Below are 15,998 nucleotides of genomic sequence, written 5' to 3' on the forward strand. Positions count from 1 at the left end.
GCGAGCCCCGGAATGACGATGGAGAGAGAGCAGGCCCGCGTCGCGGCTCAATGCACCGCGGCGTACAGGATCTTGTCCTGGGTCGCGTCGGCGGCGTCGAACTCGGCGACGATGCGGCCGGTGCGGGCGACCAGGATGCGGTCGGAGACCGCGAGGATCTCCGGCAAATAGGACGAGATCACCACCACCGCCTTGCCCTCGTCGGCAAGCCGGCGGATCTCGCCGTGGATATGCGGGATGGTACCGACGTCGACGCCGCGGGTCGGCTCGTCGAAGATGATGATCGACGGCTCCTGCACCAGCGTCTTGGCCAGCACCACCTTCTGCTGGTTGCCGCCGGACAGCTCGATGATCCGCGCCTTGCGCTGCAACGCGCTGATCTTGAGTCGCTCGACCCAGTAATTGGCGAGCTTGCTGCGCTTCGCGCGCGACAGCAGGAAGCTCCAGCCTTTCCTGGTGGCGAGGCTGCCGAGATAGACGTTGTCGTCGACCACCATGGTCTCGAAGAAACCGTTGGCCTTGCGGTCCTCGGTGATGTAGGCGATGCCGTCATTGATCGCCTGCCGCGGCACCCGGTAGCGGATCGGTTTTCCGCGCAGCCGGATGGTGCCGCCATTGACCAGGTTGCGCTTCAGCGCACCGTAGATGATCTTGGCGATCTCGGTGCGGCCGGAGCCGATCAGGCCGGCGATGCCGACCACCTCGCCGGCATAGACCGAGAACGACATGTTCTTGACCGCCATGCCCATGGTGACGTTCTCGACGGTGAGCACCTTCTCGCGACGCTGATGGGTGTTGGCCTTGCCGCCATAGACCGCCTGCGCCACCTCGCGGCCGACCATGTGCTGCACCAGCGCGTCGCGGGTGAGCTGCTTGGCAGGCGCGGTGATGACGAGCTTGCCATCGCGCAGCACGGTGATGCGATCGGCGATCTGGAGCGATTCCTCCAACGCATGCGAGATGTAGATGATCGAGACGCCACGGGCGCGCAGATCGCGCACCAGATGGAAGAAATGGACGATCTCCTCCGGCGTCAGCGATGCGGTCGGCTCGTCGAAGATGATGATGCGCGCCTTGTTGTAGATCGCGCGCGCGATCTCCACCATCTGCTTCTTGGCGGTGCCGAGCAGCGCCACCGGTGTCGCCGGATCGACGTGGAAGTTGAGCGACTGCAACAACTGCTGGGCCTGGATGTTCAGGGTACGGAAGCGCGTCAAGAGCTTCTCGTTGCCGAGCTCGATGTTCTGCGCCGCGGTCATGGTCGGCACTAGGCTGGTCTCCTGATAGACCATGCAGATGCCGGCATCGAGCGCGTCGCGCGGCTGCTCGAAATTGGCAGGCTTGCCGTCCAGCAGATAGTCGCCGGAGGTGAGATTGATCGCGCCCGCGATCGCCTTGCACAGCGTCGACTTGCCGGCGCCGTTCTCGCCGACCAGCGCATGGACCTCGCCGGGATAGAGATCGAAATTGACGCCCTCGATGGCATGGACGCCGCCATAGATCTTGGAGCCGTTGCTGATCCGCAGCACCGGCTCGCGGGCTTGGGCCGGGCTGTCGGGAGCCGCCTGCATCACGCCGTCATTCATCGCAGCTCTCCCGTATAGCGCAGCAGACGGCCGCCGCCGCGCGCGGCGATCACAATGCCCGAGGGCGTGGCGCAAGCAGCGGTGATGCCGTGGAAGCGGCCGCCGGCGCGGCTGTGCAGGCTGTCGGTTGCCTCGCCTTCGGCGTCGAGATGCACCAGCAGGCCGTAGGAGCGCGGCGGCGCCCATGGCTTCTGAATGCCGAGCGCCTTGACGCTGCCGATCTGCATCGGCTCCAGGCAATCGCTGCCGCCGACCAGCGCCGGCGCCACCCAGTATTCAGGCGGCATCGTCGCCATCATCTCCTCGCGGAAATCGTCCTCCTTGAGCACGAACTCGATCAGATGGGTGCGGCGAGCGAAGACGCTGAGCAGCAGCCCGCCATGGCCGTCCGGATGCAGCCGCGCCGGATAACCGGGCATGTTGGCCGCGATCGTCTCGCGCGGGCCGAGCCCGTTGGCCGTGAGCGCGAACCGGCTGAGGCGATGCGCCCAGCTCTCGGTGAGCCACAGGCTGTTGCCGTCGGCCGATACCAACACGCCATAGGGATATGGCAGGTCGCACAGCAGCACCTGCGGATTGTCGAGCCCTGCGCCGCAGCCGATCAGGCGGCCATTGGCGCGCTTCTCCATCAGATCGTGCCGCCACTCGTCCGGGCGGCGTCCGGCGCTGCCTTCCACCGCATAGATGCGGCCATCGGGCGCCGCCGTGACCGACAGCAGCCCTGTGAGCGCACTGCCGCCGGCGGTCTCCAGCCAGCGCGGCGAAGGCTTTGCGGGATCGATCGCGGCGAGGCCCCTGCCCGCGACGCAGACCAAGAGCCGGCCGTCCGGATGCAGCGCGAGCCCGCCGGCATCGTCCTCGAACTCGGCCACGACCGTACGGGTCGAGAGATCCGCGCCGCTGAGCTTCAGCACCTTGTGGCCCGCGGAGACATAGATCGCGCCGTCGCCGGCGGCGATCACGTCGTCGATGCCGGGCAGCGGCTCGCCGATCGGCACCGCGGTGTCGAGCCGGTCGTTCGGGCTCAGCGCGCCGTCGAGCGGCGGGATCGCGTTCTGGCCGCCGTCGCGGTCGATGACGCTCCTGATATCGCGCAGCAGATGATCGAAGAATCCCATTATGTCGTCACCCTGCTCTTGGCGCCCCAATAGGCATCGTAGCCGGTCCAGCTGTCGTCGACGCCGTCGAGCTTGATGCGGCCGATCCGGTTGTTCTCCAACCCGCCGAGATAGAGATAGCCCTGGTGCTCGCGCATCGAGGTCAGGGTCGAATGCGAGATTCCGGTCGGGTCCCACCACGATTCCAGCGCCTCGCCCTTCTCGTTGAACTTCAGCACGCAGCCATGGTTGAGCGCCGGCGCCAACCATTCGTCGGTCGGCACCTGCTTGACCATGCGCAGCCGGAAGCCGGGTTTGCGCGCGGCGAGATCGAACGTCGGGGTGCGGATGCCGACCAGCGCCAGCCAGTAGGTGCCGTCGGAGGCACGGTTGATGTTGTCGGGATTGCCCGGCAGCTCGTCCATCAGCACTTCGGTCTTGCCCTTGTTCGGGCCATCGATCCAGTGCCGGAACACCTTGCAGAGCGAGGTCGACGCGATCAGGATCGACTTGCCATCATGGGAGACGCAGATCCCGTTCGGGAAATAGAAGTGGTTGATCACCGTGCGGGTGGTCTTGGTCGCCGGATCGTAGCAGACCACACGGCCGTTCGGCCGGCCCTCGAGGATGTCGAGGGTATTGGTGGTCATCTCGTAGCGCGTCGTGCAGTCGCTGAAATAGATCTTGCCGTCGGGTGCGATGTCGAGATCGTCGGCCATGCGCAGGCGCGAATCGTCGTTCAGCTTGTACCAGGTGCGGTTGGTCTCGTCGGTGACCTTGAAGATGCGGCCATCGGGCGCGACGCCGTAGACGCCCATGCCGGCGACCGCGACGATCAGGTTCTCGTCGCGGTCGAACTGCATGCCGAGCGGCCGGCCGCCGATATGGGCGAACACCTCGCGGGTCTTGAAGTCAGGCCCGGAGAAGCGGATCACATTGCCGTCGCGGGTCGAGCCGTAGAGCCGGCCCTGGCGATCGAGGATGACGTCCTCGGGCCCCTCGACCTGGTCGACACCGATCGCCTGCGCGTGGATCAGGCGGTCGTTCTGCGCGTAGGGCGATGCCGCGCCGGGCTTCACCGCCGGCGCCGAGGCCAGCGGCACGAACGCCGGATTGACATAGATCTTCTGGATCGCCTTGCCGCGGTTCTTCGACCATTTGACGTCGATGCCGACGGCGGCGAGCAGGATCATGCCGGTCACCGCCGAGGTGACGTAGCCCGGGATGCCCATGCGGACGAGGCCGTTGATCAGGAGGAAGATGATCAGCGCGCCGATCATCGCCCGCCACACCGTGCCCTTGCCGCCGGCCAGCGAGACGCCGCCGAGCACCACGGCGGTGAGCGCCTGGAATTCCCAGCCCACGCCGGTGGTGGAATCGGTCGAGGCTTGGCGTGCCGCGTAGAAGATGCCGCTCGCCGCGCACAGCGTGCCCGACAGCACATAGGTCATGAACAGCATCAGGCGGACGCGGATGCCGGCATGGCGCGCGGCCTTGCGGCTGGCGCCGATCGCGGTGAGATGCCAGCCATAGCGCGAGCGCGACAGGAAGATGTGGCAGATCAACAGCACCACGAACAGCGTCGCCGCATTGATGGGAATGCCGAGCACGCTGCCGCCGCCGATGAAATCCCAGGCGTCGCTCTCGACCGAGTTGGTGGCGAACACCTGGGCGTAGCTGGTGTTGAGCAGATTGACCGAGGCGCGCAGGATGATCAGCGTCACCAACGTGGTGAGGAACGGCCGGGTCTTCAGGAAGCCGATCAGGAAGCCGTTGATGCTGCCGAGCAGCGCGCCGACCAAGAGCGTCGCCGGCACCGCGAGGCCGACCGGCCATTCGCGCACCAGCAGGAAATACAGCGCCGCGAAATTGCACAGCGCGAAGATCGCGCCGACCGACAGGTCGATGCCGCCGGTAACGAGGCAGAAGCCCATCGCGAGCGCGACGAAGCCGAACTCGGCGAACAGCCGCAGCAGCGACACCGAGTTCTGCACCGAGGCGTAGTCGGGAATGGTGAGCGCGAAATAGGCCCACAATCCGACCATCACGGTGAAGGGAACGACCGGCTCGAACCACTGTTTCAGCAACAGCTCCGACAGCAGGAGCCGGGGTGAGAACCGCCGCACCGATGCGGCAACGGAATCAACTGCCATCGACATCGCCAGAGCACTTCCTTTGATTGAGCATGATCCACGCGTTCCGGGCCATGCTCTGGATCACGATGCGATCAGGCGCATCACGACCGCGTCCCTCGATCGAGCACGTCGCCCGCAAATGCTTCGCGTTGGTCGCGAGGCCATCCGGATCGTGCTCTTGATACAGCCGGCGCGGGAATGCCCCCCGCGCCGGCTGCTCCGCGCCTTGTTAGTTCTTCTTCGGCAGCGCGAAACAGGTGCCGCCTTGCGCGGCATTGCTCTTATCGATCCAGACCGGACGCGTGTAATAGGCCAGGTTCTTGGTGCCGGGCTTGTCGCCGGACATCAGCAGGGTTTCGGCCGCGAACATCAGATCGTGGCCCTGCTCGGTCGCCTTGTAGCTCAGGAACTTGTAGAAATTGCCCGAATTGACCTGGTCGCAATCGAGTTGCGAGCCTTCGCCAGAGGCGAACACCTTGACGTCGTTGATCTTGCCGGCATTGCGGATCGCCTGCGCCGCGCCCGATTGCATCACGCCCCAGAACCCGATCGAGGCGCAGAGATCAGGATGCTGCTGGATCACCGTCGCGGTGACGTTGAGCGCGGTGTTGGCGTCCCAGTTCGCCGCCTGGTTCGAGACCACCTTGATGTTGGGATCCTTGTTCAAGACCTCCATGATGGCGCCGACCTGGTCGACGCTGGCCGCCGCGGTCAATTCGCCCTGCACGATCTGCACCTTGCCCGACTTGCCGGAGCCGGTGCCGCAAGCCTTGACGGCCTCGTTGGCGAGCATCCTGCCGATCTCGCGCCAGTCGACGCCGACGAAGGCACTCGACTTGTAGTTCGAGGCCATGTTGACCTGGATCACATGGGTGCCCTGGGCCTCGGCGCGCTTCAGGTCCTTCATCAGCAGCGTGACGCTCGGGTTCTGCACCACCAGCACGTCGGGCTTCTGGTCGACCAGCGCGGTGAGCGCTTGCTGCATCGCCGACGGATTGTTGTTGGGATCGCGCACGCTGTACTTCATGCCGCGCCATTCGGCTTCCTCTTGCAGCACGCGGCCCCATTCGTCGGCCAGCGGCACGCCGAGCGCGATCGGCAGATAGGCGATGGTCTTGCCTTGCAGCGCCTTGTCGTAGGCAGCGCGCAGTTCGCGCCCGGCCTTGGTGCCTTCCTCCTGCGCCGACGCCGCGAAGGGCATCGCGGCAACCGCCACCCCGGCAAGCAGGATCGTCCAGAACTTGGTCGTCTTCATCGTCTCCTCCACACAGAAATTCTTATGATTGATTTGGAATTGTTCTTGTTTTTGTTGGCGCAGGGGCATCTTCGGTCGCCTTGTCTCAGTCCCCTTGCCGCGCAGTCTCCTCGTCGCGGGGATGCAGCCAGTTGTCGAGCACGATCGCCGCCAGCAGCACCACGCCCTTGATGATGTTCTGCACCTCGCTGTTGACGTCCATGATGGTAAAGGCGTTGAGCAGCGTGCCGATCAGGACGCAGCCGACCACGACGCTGAACACGCTGCCGCGGCCGCCGATCAGGCTGATGCCGCCGATCACGACGACGAGCACGACGTCGAAGATCATGGTGCCCTGCGTGATCGCCATCTGCATGCTGCCCGTCGTGCCGACCCAGACCAGGCCTGCAATCCAGGCGAGCACTGCAACCAGCACGTGCTCCAGCACGATCAGCGGCCGCAATGGAATGCCGGTCAATCGCGCGGCCTCCGGATTGTCGCCCTGCGCATAGATGAAGCGGCCGATCGAGGTGCGCGACAGGAACAAATGCATCGCGATCGCGCAGACCGCGAACACCAGGATCGGAACCGGGATGCCGAACAGCCGTCCGGCGCCGAGATACATCAGGCCCGGCGCATCCTTCGGCGCATAGACCACCCAGGCCGGCGCGATCCAGAACGCGAGACCATAGATCACGAAGCCGGCGGCCAGCGTGACGAACAGCGCCGGCGCCTCGACGAAGGCGACCATCACGCCGTTGACGACGCCGATCAGCACCGCGATCGCCAGCGCCAGCAGCACCGCGGTGAACACCGGCATGCCGTTCTGCATGTAGATCAGCGCGATAGCCCAGGAACCTGCCATGATCGCGACCTCGGAGAGGTCGATGCCGCGGCTGATCACGATCAGCCCCATGCCGAGGCCGAGCACCCCGAGGATGGAAATGCTGCGCAGCAAATTCAAGAGATTGGAGACGGTGGCAAAGCCGTTCAACGTCAGGCCGAACACGACCAGAAGCGCGATCGTGATCAAGAGCACGATCTGCTCCTGGCTCGGCTTTGCAAACATTGCGCCCGAGCGAGATGATGCCGCAGGGACAGCAACGCCGCGCGATGGCGATTGCACGCTCATCGTTTCCTCCAGGTATTATTTTGCTTGAGACTTTAAGAGCGCCAACTCATATTCGTCAAATGCATTCGACGGATACGGATTGATCATTTCCATGCATGTGCGCGACGTCGACCTGAACCTGTTCGTGGTGTTCGACGCGATCTATACCGAGGGCGGCGTCAGCCGCGCCTGCTTCCGCCTCAATCTGACCCAGCCCGCGGTGAGCCACGCGCTGAGCCGGCTGCGCGCGATGTTCAACGATCCGCTGTTCGTGCGCCGCCATCACGTGATGACGCCGACCCCGCTGGCACGCCAGATCATCACCACCGTACGCCAGGCGCTCAACGGCCTCGAGACCACGCTGACCCACACCAACCGGTTCGATCCGGCCAAGACGCCGAAGCGGTTCGTGATCGGGCTGCGCAACAATCTGGAGGCGCCGATGCTGAGCGCACTGGTGAACCGCATCAGCGCCGTCGCGCCGCTGGTGGAGATCGCCACGGTGCGCAGCGAGCGCAACAATCTGGAACGGGAACTCGCCGCCGGCACGCTGGATGTCGCGATCGACACGTTGCTGCCGCTCTCGACCGAGGTGCGGCGCGAGCAGATCCTGACCGAACACATCGCCGTGTTCGCCCGGCGCGGCCATCCAGAGCTGGGCAAAAGGCTCGACAAGAAGGCCTATCTGCGCATGGAGCATGTCTGCGTGACGTCGCGGCGCAGCGGCCTGTCGTTCGAGGATTTCCAGTTCCAGCGCCTCGGCCTCAAGCGCGCCGTTCGCCTGACCTGCCAGAATTTCGCCACCGCGTGCCACGTCGTGAGCCGCAGCAACATGCTGCTGACGGCGTCGGAAAGCGCCGCCTCGGTGCTGGAAGACCCCGGGCTGTTGCAGTGCTTCCCCTGCCCGTTCCCGATCAGCCCGCACGTCAATTATCTCTACTGGCATGCCACCGCCGAGGGCGACACCACCAATCAATGGCTGCGCGAGCAGTTGCGCGCCGCGGCGGCGCTGCTGGCCGGCAGCCGCTTCGGCAAGAAGACCCAGCGTGCGGCGAAGGCGCGCCCCAGGGTGGGTGTCCCGATCCCGACCAGTCTCGCCGCCGAGTAGTCAGGCGAATGGCGATGGCTAGTCGGCCGGGATGAAGCGCAGCGTGCCTGCGCGCCGCGTCGGCTTGCCGGTGTCGTTGGTGTGGTTGACGCCATCCATGACCGGCACCTCGGGGAAATCGAACGGGCTCAGCCCGTCGAGGCAAGCCACGTTGACCGCATAGAGGCTCTGGTCGGATCGCCGTTGATGGTGCGTGTAGATCCCGCAACGGGAGCAGAAGAAGTGCTGCGCCGATCCGGTGTGGAAGCGGTAGCTCGTCAACGCGTCCTCGCCTTGCAGGAACTTGATCCCACCCATTTCCGCCATGGCGACGACAGCGCCGCGCATGCGGCAGTAAGAGCAGGTGCAACGGCGGATCGAATTGAAGCCATCGCTGAGTGTCACCTCGAAGCGCACTGCCCCGCAATGACACTGACCTGCCCGAACGTTCGTATCGCCCGCCATGTTGCCGTCTCCTGTCCAGACCACGCCCACGCCTCGACCTATCCGCAAAGTTCAGATGGGACAACCGGCAAGAACTCGCGCATCCTGTGAGAAAAACTAACACGGAGGTTCGGCGTGACGAAAACGCGCCAGCTACGGTCTATCGAAAGGCCAAGAGCCCTCACCCGGCGCTTCGCGCCGACCTCTCCCCGACGGGGAGAGGTGAGCCAACGCCGCGCCGAGCCGATTCAACTCGAACTCATCCCGCTTTAGAGCCCGCTCAGCCCGCTATCCACCGCGAGCGTCTGCGCGGTGACATAGACGCTTTCGTCCGACATGAAGAACAGCACGGCATAGGCGATCTCCCACGCCGTCGCCTGGCGGCCGAACGGGACGTGGCCCTTGCCGCGCGACGGCCGGCCGGCGCCGGCCTCGCGGCCGTTCGGCGTGTCGACGAGGCCGGGATAGACCAGGTTGGCGCGGATGCCGCGCCGCGCGCCGCCATGCGCGATGTTGCGCATCAACCCACCGAGCGCGGCCTTGGAGGAATCATAGACCGCCATCTGCGATCCGGCCTTCAGCGCCGCGATCGAGGAGATGAAGACGATGGAGCCGCCGTCGTCGAATTTCGGCAACGCCGCGCGACAGCACAGCATCGGCCCGCGGACATTGACGTCGTAGATCCTGTTCCATTCTTCCGCGCTGACATTGTCGAGCCCGGTCTTGCCGAAGGTGCCGATGTTCAGGACCATGCCGTCGAGCCCACCCATCCCGTGATGAGCTTCGTCAATCATCCTGATGACGTCGGCCTCCCTGGTGACGTCAGCTGCGATCGCGAAACTGCGGCCGCCGTCAGCCGCGATCCGCGCGACCGTGTCCTCGGCGGAGGCGCGGCTGAGGTCGGCGACCGCGATCTGCGCGCCCTCCCGCGCGAACAACAGGCTCATGGCGCGGCCATTGCCGATCGGATCGGTCGCGGCATCGAACACGCGCTGGCCGCCGCCCACCACCAGGATGCGGCGGCCCTGGAGGCGCCCCCTGCCCGGCGCGGTGCCGGAGGATTCAGCGCTCAGCGGACGGACATAACGCTCCGGCTTCGAATCTTGCCGAGTCTCTTGCGAAGTCTCCGACATCCCATCAACTCCGCTTCTTGCCGCCTTCATAGACCGCCATGCCGGCGGCCGGATCGAGGTCGGTCTCGGTCGCTTCCGTCAGCCGCGCCATCATCATGTAGAAGCCGAGCGCCACGATCGCCTCGACGATTTCCTGATCGCTGAAATGCTTGCGAACGCCGGCGAAAGCGGCATCGCCGACCCGCACCTTCTCGACCACCTCGCGGCCGAAACCGAGCAGCGCTCGTTCGGCGTCGTTGAGCGCGGCATCGTCGTAGTGGCCGCGCTCGACCGCATCGATCTGCGCCTGGGTGACACCGACGCCGAGCGCGATCGGCACGTGTTGCCGCCATTCATAGGCGCCGCCCTCGAGCTGCGCGGCTTGCAGGATCAAGAGCTCTCGGTTGACCGCGGAGAGCTTCTGCTTGTGCAGGATCGAATTGCCGAGCCGCATCACGGGCAAAGCATTGGCTTCGGCATGAGCCATCATGCGAAAGATATTGAGCTTGACCGGCATGCGGTCGAATGCGGCGCGGAGGTCTCCGCCGGTCGTCTCCGGATCAATCAGGGGCAGCCTTGCCACGCATCTCTCCCTTGTTCTTCGTTGTTTGTCGTTCGTCGTGCTTCGTCCGGCTTGCCGGCGCGTCCACCTAATGCACCTTGTCCGGCCAATGTAGAGCTGAGTCCACTCCCCGCGAAAACGGGTGAGTCGGACCCGCGAGGTGAGTCTGATATCCAGGTAGGCCTGAGTCGAAAATGCTGATTCTCCGGACAAGGCTGAGTCGTTTCGCTGAGACCGCCTTCTGCACCCATATTCTACCTGCGTCTGAAGCGGTTTAGAGCAGCATCGTCGTCGATTTTCGAGATCCCGTGCAAGCGCGGTCACAAGCGCTCCGAATGCCGCTCCCGCCGATCCGCCAAGGATTGTTATCGCCTTGCCGTACAGAAATAGAGAAAGAACAGTTGCGGCAATACCCTGAAACGTGGCTTGGAAGAGAATGTCCGAAAGCGGAGCAGCTGGAACGCGAAAGCCGTTTACGGCGAGATACACCGGCAAGAATAGGACGGCCGAACCGACCGACACGATTGCCGCTCCGTGCAATGGAGCCAATCCAGACTGTCTTGGAGCAACCGTATAGCAGGCCCACTTTCCCGGACACTCAACCTTCCAGAAAGCGATTGGCAAGATGAAAACGCCGCGAAACTACGTCGTCGAGCCTCAGAGTGGCTGCTCCATCCGAGTTGCATGTGGCGAACATATCACCGTGACCGATCCAGACGGACAGCAGGTGGCCGACTTCTGGGCGATTACATCAAGGGAGCCCATGGACTGGATTAGCACTGGTCATACCCGGGACATCAATGAAAAGATGTTTCCAGATGTGGGAGATAGCTTCTACAGCAAGCAAAGCAAACCGCTGTTGACGCTGATTGAATCCGGCTCTCCCGGACCTCATGATATGCTCTTTCCACCCTGCGACGATGCGCTCTACGTCAGGGCCGGCCTCCACGGGCATCCCAATTGCCGGGACAATTTCTTGAAAGCATTGTCGCGCGCAGGTGTCACGCTGCCTACTGTTCCAGACCCCGTGAATCTTTTTCAGAACTCGCCCCCGCGGCCAGACGGACGATTGGAGGTACTCCCCTCTATCAACCCACCAGGCGGTTACGTTGTTCTTCGCGCCGAGGACGATCTGCTCATAGTTGTAACGGCTTGCTCAGTTGATTTTCATCCGACCAACGGCAGCAAATGCACATCGATAGAAGTCACCATCACCTAGCAAAGGGTGGCCTACCATGGGGATTTCATCCAGCGTTGATTGGAGTAGCAGCGTTCGCGGATCATCGTTGACATGGCCTACTGGGTCACTGAGCTTTCACTCAAATGATGAAGCGTATCAGGTTAGAATCCCAATCCTCGCTGTCGCCCAGGCTGCCACGACACCGATCCGCCCTGGATGATCTCCATGACCTCTTCGTTAGGGCTGCACTTGAAGCTCGCCTGGTCGAACAATGACCGGTGCTACGATGCAAGTTCTACACCCCAAATCGCAACAGCCTTGCTGGGCCGCAAGCGTTCAACTGGGAAGAAGTTATGAGACCTGCAATCTCCGAAGACACCATATTGGCGGCTGTGACACGCGACTTTGGTCATGTGTCCGCAGTGCACCGCGTTTCGCCGGGTGAGGAGTCGCTGGCTTTCGGCATTCGTGTCGGTGGCGAGGAGTTCATCGTCCGCGCAAACCGGTCCCCGTCAGGATTCCATAAGGATGCATATTGCCATCAACAGTTCGGGTCAGCCGCTCTGCCGATCCCCGAAATAGTCTTGATAGGTGAGACAGAAGATCTACCATACTGCATCTCAAGGCGCGCGGCAGGCGTAACGCTGCAGGACCTGGCGCCAGCAGCGTTGCCGGGCGTGACCGCGGCGGTGGCCCAAGCCATGCAGGCGGTCGCCGATGCGCCACTTCCCGAGACGGCGGGCTTCGGTCCGTTCGATTCCCGTGGTGTCGGTGAACACACGCACTGGAGGGATTTCTTGGCGGCCGTCGCCGATCCACATCGGTATGACTGGAGCCGCGTCAATGCGCTGGTGAGCTCGCGCTGGTGCGCCGAGCATATGAGCAAGTTACAAGACCTGTTGTCAGGGTGCCCAGAAACACGAAGGCTGGTTCATGCGGATTTTGGGTCAAACAACGTCCTGACTGATGGCGTGACAATCACGGGCGTGATCGATTGGAGCGAGGCGATGTTCGGTGATCCTCTATATGACGCTGCTAACATCTTCTTTTGGCGTCCATGGCTTGCTTGCATGGAAGCGCAAGCGCGCTTCCTTGAGGACCATTGCCCCGACCTCTCCCACGATGCGCTCGCGCTGGGTTGCTACCAGTTGCGGATCGGCCTCGCGCAAGTCTATGAATGCGCCATCGCGAAAGAAATTCCTGACCTTTGCTGGGCCATGAAGCGCTGTGACGAGGTGGCAGCGAGGCTAAGGCCGCGCACTGCAAAGTAGCCTTCCCTTCGACTCAGCTTTGTCCAGAAGATGGACTCAACAAGAGTAAGCTCTCCGCCGATTCCTCGGCAAAATGGACTCCCTTCTAGCTTGGCCGGATACAGCTGTAGCTTGGCCAGATGCACCTGACCAACCGAGCTCAAGCCGGCGGCGCGGCATTGCCCGAATTGCGGGGCTCAGCCATGCGGTTCCGCGCTTGAATCCGCCCCCACGGGCAGGCATAAGGGCTGCCATCTCCCTTAAAAAATGGCCATAGCCCAAGGATTTACGATGCCCGCCTATCGCTCCCGCACCACCACCCACGGCCGCAACATGGCGGGTGCACGCGGCCTCTGGCGCGCCACCGGCATGAAGAACGAGGATTTCGGCAAGCCGATCATCGCGGTGGTCAATTCCTTCACCCAGTTCGTGCCCGGCCATGTTCATTTGCAGAATCTCGGCCAGCTGGTGGCGCGCGAGATCGAGAAGGCCGGCGGCGTCGCCAAGGAGTTCAACACCATTGCGGTCGACGACGGCATCGCGATGGGCCATGACGGCATGCTCTACAGCCTGCCCTCGCGCGAGCTGATCGCCGACAGCGTCGAATACATGGTCAACGCGCATTGCGCCGACGCCATGGTCTGCATCTCCAACTGCGACAAGATCACCCCCGGCATGCTGATGGCGACGCTGCGCCTCAACATCCCGACCGTGTTCGTCTCGGGCGGCCCGATGGAGTCGGGCAAGATCCTGCTCAAGGGCAAGAAGCGCGCAGTCGACCTGATCGACGCCATGGTTGCGGCCGCCGATTCCAACGTCACGGATGAAGAGGTCGAGGCCATCGAGCGCTCGGCCTGCCCGACCTGCGGCTCCTGCTCCGGCATGTTCACCGCGAATTCGATGAACTGCCTGACCGAGGCGCTCGGCCTGGCGCTGCCCGGCAACGGCTCGGTGCTGGCGACCCATGCCGACCGAAAGAGCCTGTTCGTCGAGGCCGGCCATCTGATCGTCGATCTGGCCCGCCGCTATTACGAGCAGGACGACGCCAAGGTGCTGCCGCGCAACATCGCGAACTTCAAGTCGTTCGAGAACGCGATGACGCTCGACATCGCGATGGGCGGTTCGACCAACACCGTGCTGCATTTGCTCGCCGCGGCGCGCGAAGGCGAAGTGCCGTTCACGATGAACGACATCGACCGGCTTTCCCGAAAGGTGCCGGTGCTCTGCAAGGTCGCGCCCTCGGTGCAGGACGTCCACATGGAGGACGTGCATCACGCCGGCGGCATCATGGCGATCCTCGGCGAGCTCGACCGCGCCAAGCTGCTCACCACCGACGGCCCGACCGTGCACAGCACGACGCTGGACGACGCGCTGAACCGCTGGGACGTGATGCGGACATCAAGCGACAAGGTGCGCAACTTCTACTGCGCCGCACCGGGCAACGTGCCGACCCAGGAGGCTTTCAGCCAGAACAGCCGCTTCGATGAGGTCGACGCCGATCGCGAGAACGGCGTGATCCGCAACGCCGCGCATGCCTATTCCAAGGACGGCGGCCTCGCCGTGCTGTTCGGCAATCTTGCCGAGGACGGCTGCATCGTGAAGACCGCCGGCGTCGACCAGAGCATCCTGAAATTCTCAGGCCCGGCGCGCATCTTCGAGAGCCAGGACGCGGCGGTCGAGGGCATCCTCACCAACAAGGTGAAGGCCGGCGACGTGGTGCTGATCCGCTATGAGGGTCCGCGCGGCGGCCCCGGCATGCAGGAGATGCTGTATCCGACCAGCTATCTGAAGTCGAAGGGGCTCGGAAAGGCCTGCGCGCTGATCACCGATGGCCGCTTCTCCGGCGGATCGTCGGGCCTGTCGATCGGCCACGTCTCGCCTGAAGCCGCCGAAGGCGGCCTGATCGGTCTCGCCGAGGAAGGCGACATCGTCGAGTTCGACATCCCGAACCGCAAGGTCCACCTCGCGGTCGACGATGCCGAGCTCAAGCGTCGCCGTGCGGCGATGGACGCCAAGGGCAACGCCGCGTGGAAGCCGGCGGCACCGCGCAAGCGCGCCGTCTCCACCGCGCTGAAGGCCTACGCGGCATTCGCGAGCAGCGCCGCCAAGGGCGCGGTGCGCATCCTGCCGGAGTGATCGCGGCGCCCGCAGCTTCCCTGACCTCTCCCCAGCGGGGAGAGGTGATTCCCGCAGGCCACGCACGAAACCCGTCTGATCAGCTCACGTGCAAGTCGGCCGCATCGATCCGGATGCGGTCGGCATGCAGCGACCAGTCGCACAGCGATTGTTCCTGGCAGAATTTGACTTTGGCCATTTCGGTGGCCTGACCTTCGCTCACGGCGTCGATCTCGAGCGCGCCCTGACAGACCTCGCGCTGGCGGCCATTGCCACCGAGCACGTCCTTCATGAAGTGAACGACGAAGCGTGACATGGAAACCCTCCCTGCTGCACCGGCAGAGCCCGGGGATCACACGCTAGCACCGACGCGAGGTGGGACTGAGTTAATTCGACGCACATAGCGTCGCAGCGGGGGAAAACTAGGCGCCGGCCTGCGGCAGGCTGGCGGCGGCAATCGCGACGATCTGCGCAAGACGGCGGCCGATCCGTGCGGGCGCGTTGCGGAGCAATGACTGGACCTGTCGCATGATACGTCTTCCTTCCGTGCCCGGATTGGTCGGGCACGGCGAGAAGATGGCGATTTCCGGCTAAGCCGTCGATATCTCAAGGGAAATAACAACGACCGCGCTGCCGGACGGGGCTTTGGCAGTGGGTTTATTGCCCCGATCGAGGCATTGGCGAAGGAGATTTTCTCCGCTGCTTTCGGATGCAGCGGCGCTTGCGCACGGCTTGCCCTCCGCGTGCGGAACGCACCGGTGGATGGCCTCAAGGCGGCCCACTCCACGATTTCGGAATATTGGAAATGTACCGCTGAGTTGCCCGACGCGTCAAGGTGCCTGACCGAACGCGACAGCCGCCACCTGCTTTGCATGGGGTTGTTTTCGACATTTTGGCCGGGCGCGGCTACGGCCCACCTCTCTGGTGAGGGATGCACCATGGCAGGGTTCCCTCCCCCCTTGCGGGGGAGGGCTAGGGAGAGGGGTACCACACGGGTGCTCTCTCACTGCGGGCTTGAACGACACGGGGTGCGAATTGCGACAGCCGTGGCTTCATCAATGATCTCGCCCGGGGCCACCCCTCTC

13 protein-coding genes are annotated in these 15,998 nt (G+C 63.9%); 4 read left to right on the plus strand and 9 right to left on the minus strand.

From position 1 onward, the window contains the following. Nucleotides 1–47: 47 nt before the first annotated feature. The 5 genes from B2W55_RS06580 to B2W55_RS06600 all read right to left on the minus strand — a co-directional run bounded on the left by B2W55_RS06580 (nucleotide 48) and on the right by B2W55_RS06600 (nucleotide 7,091). Nucleotides 48–1,586, minus strand: coding sequence for a sugar ABC transporter ATP-binding protein (locus tag B2W55_RS06580; protein WP_244442143.1), 1,539 nt, complete (start codon nucleotides 1,584–1,586; stop codon nucleotides 48–50). Then, nucleotides 1,583–2,704 (minus strand): SMP-30/gluconolactonase/LRE family protein, encoded by a 1,122-nt coding sequence (locus tag B2W55_RS06585; protein ID WP_024579663.1) that lies wholly within the window; start codon nucleotides 2,702–2,704, stop codon nucleotides 1,583–1,585. The genes B2W55_RS06580 and B2W55_RS06585 overlap by 4 nt, the downstream gene beginning before the upstream one ends. Next, the gene (locus B2W55_RS06590; RefSeq protein WP_024579662.1) at nucleotides 2,704–4,836 is read right to left on the minus strand and encodes an ABC transporter permease subunit; all 2,133 of its coding nucleotides are present in this window, start codon (nucleotides 4,834–4,836) and stop codon (nucleotides 2,704–2,706) included. The genes B2W55_RS06585 and B2W55_RS06590 overlap by 1 nt, the downstream gene beginning before the upstream one ends. Before the next feature lie 211 nt (nucleotides 4,837–5,047). Beyond that, nucleotides 5,048–6,073: a sugar ABC transporter substrate-binding protein gene (locus B2W55_RS06595; protein WP_024579661.1), complete on the minus strand. Its 1,026-nt coding sequence runs from the start codon at nucleotides 6,071–6,073 to the stop codon at nucleotides 5,048–5,050. 85 nt (nucleotides 6,074–6,158) lie between these two features. After that, nucleotides 6,159–7,091, minus strand: coding sequence for an ABC transporter permease (locus tag B2W55_RS06600; RefSeq protein ID WP_244442142.1), 933 nt, complete (start codon nucleotides 7,089–7,091; stop codon nucleotides 6,159–6,161). A gap of 172 nt (nucleotides 7,092–7,263) precedes the next feature. Here B2W55_RS06600 and B2W55_RS06605 point away from each other — a divergent pair, with 172 nt between their 5' ends. Then, nucleotides 7,264–8,271, plus strand: a complete 1,008-nt coding sequence (locus B2W55_RS06605; RefSeq protein WP_244442141.1) for a LysR family transcriptional regulator — start codon at nucleotides 7,264–7,266, stop codon at nucleotides 8,269–8,271. Nucleotides 8,272–8,289: 18 nt separating this feature from the next. On the opposite strand, the gene B2W55_RS06610 is transcribed toward B2W55_RS06605, so the two are convergent. From B2W55_RS06610 to B2W55_RS06620, 3 genes are all read right to left on the minus strand, one after another. After that, the gene (locus B2W55_RS06610) at nucleotides 8,290–8,715 is read right to left on the minus strand and encodes a GFA family protein (RefSeq protein WP_024579658.1); all 426 of its coding nucleotides are present in this window, start codon (nucleotides 8,713–8,715) and stop codon (nucleotides 8,290–8,292) included. Nucleotides 8,716–8,963: 248 nt separating this feature from the next. Next, a complete protein-coding gene (locus tag B2W55_RS06615; protein ID WP_024579657.1) occupies nucleotides 8,964–9,827 on the minus strand; it encodes an SDR family NAD(P)-dependent oxidoreductase in 864 nt (287 codons plus the stop codon). A gap of 4 nt (nucleotides 9,828–9,831) precedes the next feature. Next, nucleotides 9,832–10,389 (minus strand): carboxymuconolactone decarboxylase family protein, encoded by a 558-nt coding sequence (locus tag B2W55_RS06620; protein ID WP_024579656.1) that lies wholly within the window; start codon nucleotides 10,387–10,389, stop codon nucleotides 9,832–9,834. A gap of 604 nt (nucleotides 10,390–10,993) precedes the next feature. Between B2W55_RS06620 and B2W55_RS06625 the strand changes: the two genes are divergently transcribed. From B2W55_RS06625 to ilvD, 3 genes are all read left to right on the plus strand, one after another. Continuing rightward, a complete protein-coding gene (locus tag B2W55_RS06625) occupies nucleotides 10,994–11,587 on the plus strand; it encodes a DUF1989 domain-containing protein (protein WP_080891061.1) in 594 nt (197 codons plus the stop codon). A gap of 314 nt (nucleotides 11,588–11,901) precedes the next feature. Then, nucleotides 11,902–12,819, plus strand: a complete 918-nt coding sequence (locus tag B2W55_RS06630; protein WP_051404250.1) for a phosphotransferase family protein — start codon at nucleotides 11,902–11,904, stop codon at nucleotides 12,817–12,819. Nucleotides 12,820–13,089: 270 nt separating this feature from the next. Beyond that, the gene (ilvD, locus tag B2W55_RS06635; RefSeq protein WP_024579654.1) at nucleotides 13,090–14,934 is read left to right on the plus strand and encodes a dihydroxy-acid dehydratase; all 1,845 of its coding nucleotides are present in this window, start codon (nucleotides 13,090–13,092) and stop codon (nucleotides 14,932–14,934) included. A 79-nt stretch (nucleotides 14,935–15,013) separates the two neighbouring features. Here the strand turns inward: ilvD and B2W55_RS06640 are convergent, their stop codons facing one another. After that, nucleotides 15,014–15,229, minus strand: a complete 216-nt coding sequence (locus B2W55_RS06640; protein WP_024579653.1) for a hypothetical protein — start codon at nucleotides 15,227–15,229, stop codon at nucleotides 15,014–15,016. Nucleotides 15,230–15,998 lie beyond the last annotated feature (769 nt).

The sequence above is a fragment of the Bradyrhizobium sp. UBA2491 genome, assembly GCF_002341725.1.
Classification (GTDB): domain Bacteria; phylum Pseudomonadota; class Alphaproteobacteria; order Rhizobiales; family Xanthobacteraceae; genus Bradyrhizobium.

Bases quoted from the DNA above. Each gene is read 5' to 3' on its own strand.
- B2W55_RS06580 (WP_244442143.1), bottom strand. From the start codon at position 1,586: ATGAATGACGGCGTGATGCAGGCGGCTCCCGACAGCCCGGCCCAAGCC.
- B2W55_RS06585 (WP_024579663.1), bottom strand. From the start codon at position 2,704: ATGGGATTCTTCGATCATCTGCTGCGCGATATCAGGAGCGTCATCGAC.
- B2W55_RS06590 (WP_024579662.1), bottom strand. From the start codon at position 4,836: ATGGCAGTTGATTCCGTTGCCGCATCGGTGCGGCGGTTCTCACCCCGG.
- B2W55_RS06595 (WP_024579661.1), bottom strand. From the start codon at position 6,073: ATGAAGACGACCAAGTTCTGGACGATCCTGCTTGCCGGGGTGGCGGTT.
- B2W55_RS06610 (WP_024579658.1), bottom strand. From the start codon at position 8,715: ATGGCGGGCGATACGAACGTTCGGGCAGGTCAGTGTCATTGCGGGGCA.
- B2W55_RS06615 (WP_024579657.1), bottom strand. From the start codon at position 9,827: ATGTCGGAGACTTCGCAAGAGACTCGGCAAGATTCGAAGCCGGAGCGT.
- B2W55_RS06625 (WP_080891061.1), top strand. From the start codon at position 10,994: ATGAAAACGCCGCGAAACTACGTCGTCGAGCCTCAGAGTGGCTGCTCC.
- B2W55_RS06630 (WP_051404250.1), top strand. From the start codon at position 11,902: ATGAGACCTGCAATCTCCGAAGACACCATATTGGCGGCTGTGACACGC.
- ilvD (WP_024579654.1), top strand. From the start codon at position 13,090: ATGCCCGCCTATCGCTCCCGCACCACCACCCACGGCCGCAACATGGCG.
- B2W55_RS06640 (WP_024579653.1), bottom strand. From the start codon at position 15,229: ATGTCACGCTTCGTCGTTCACTTCATGAAGGACGTGCTCGGTGGCAAT.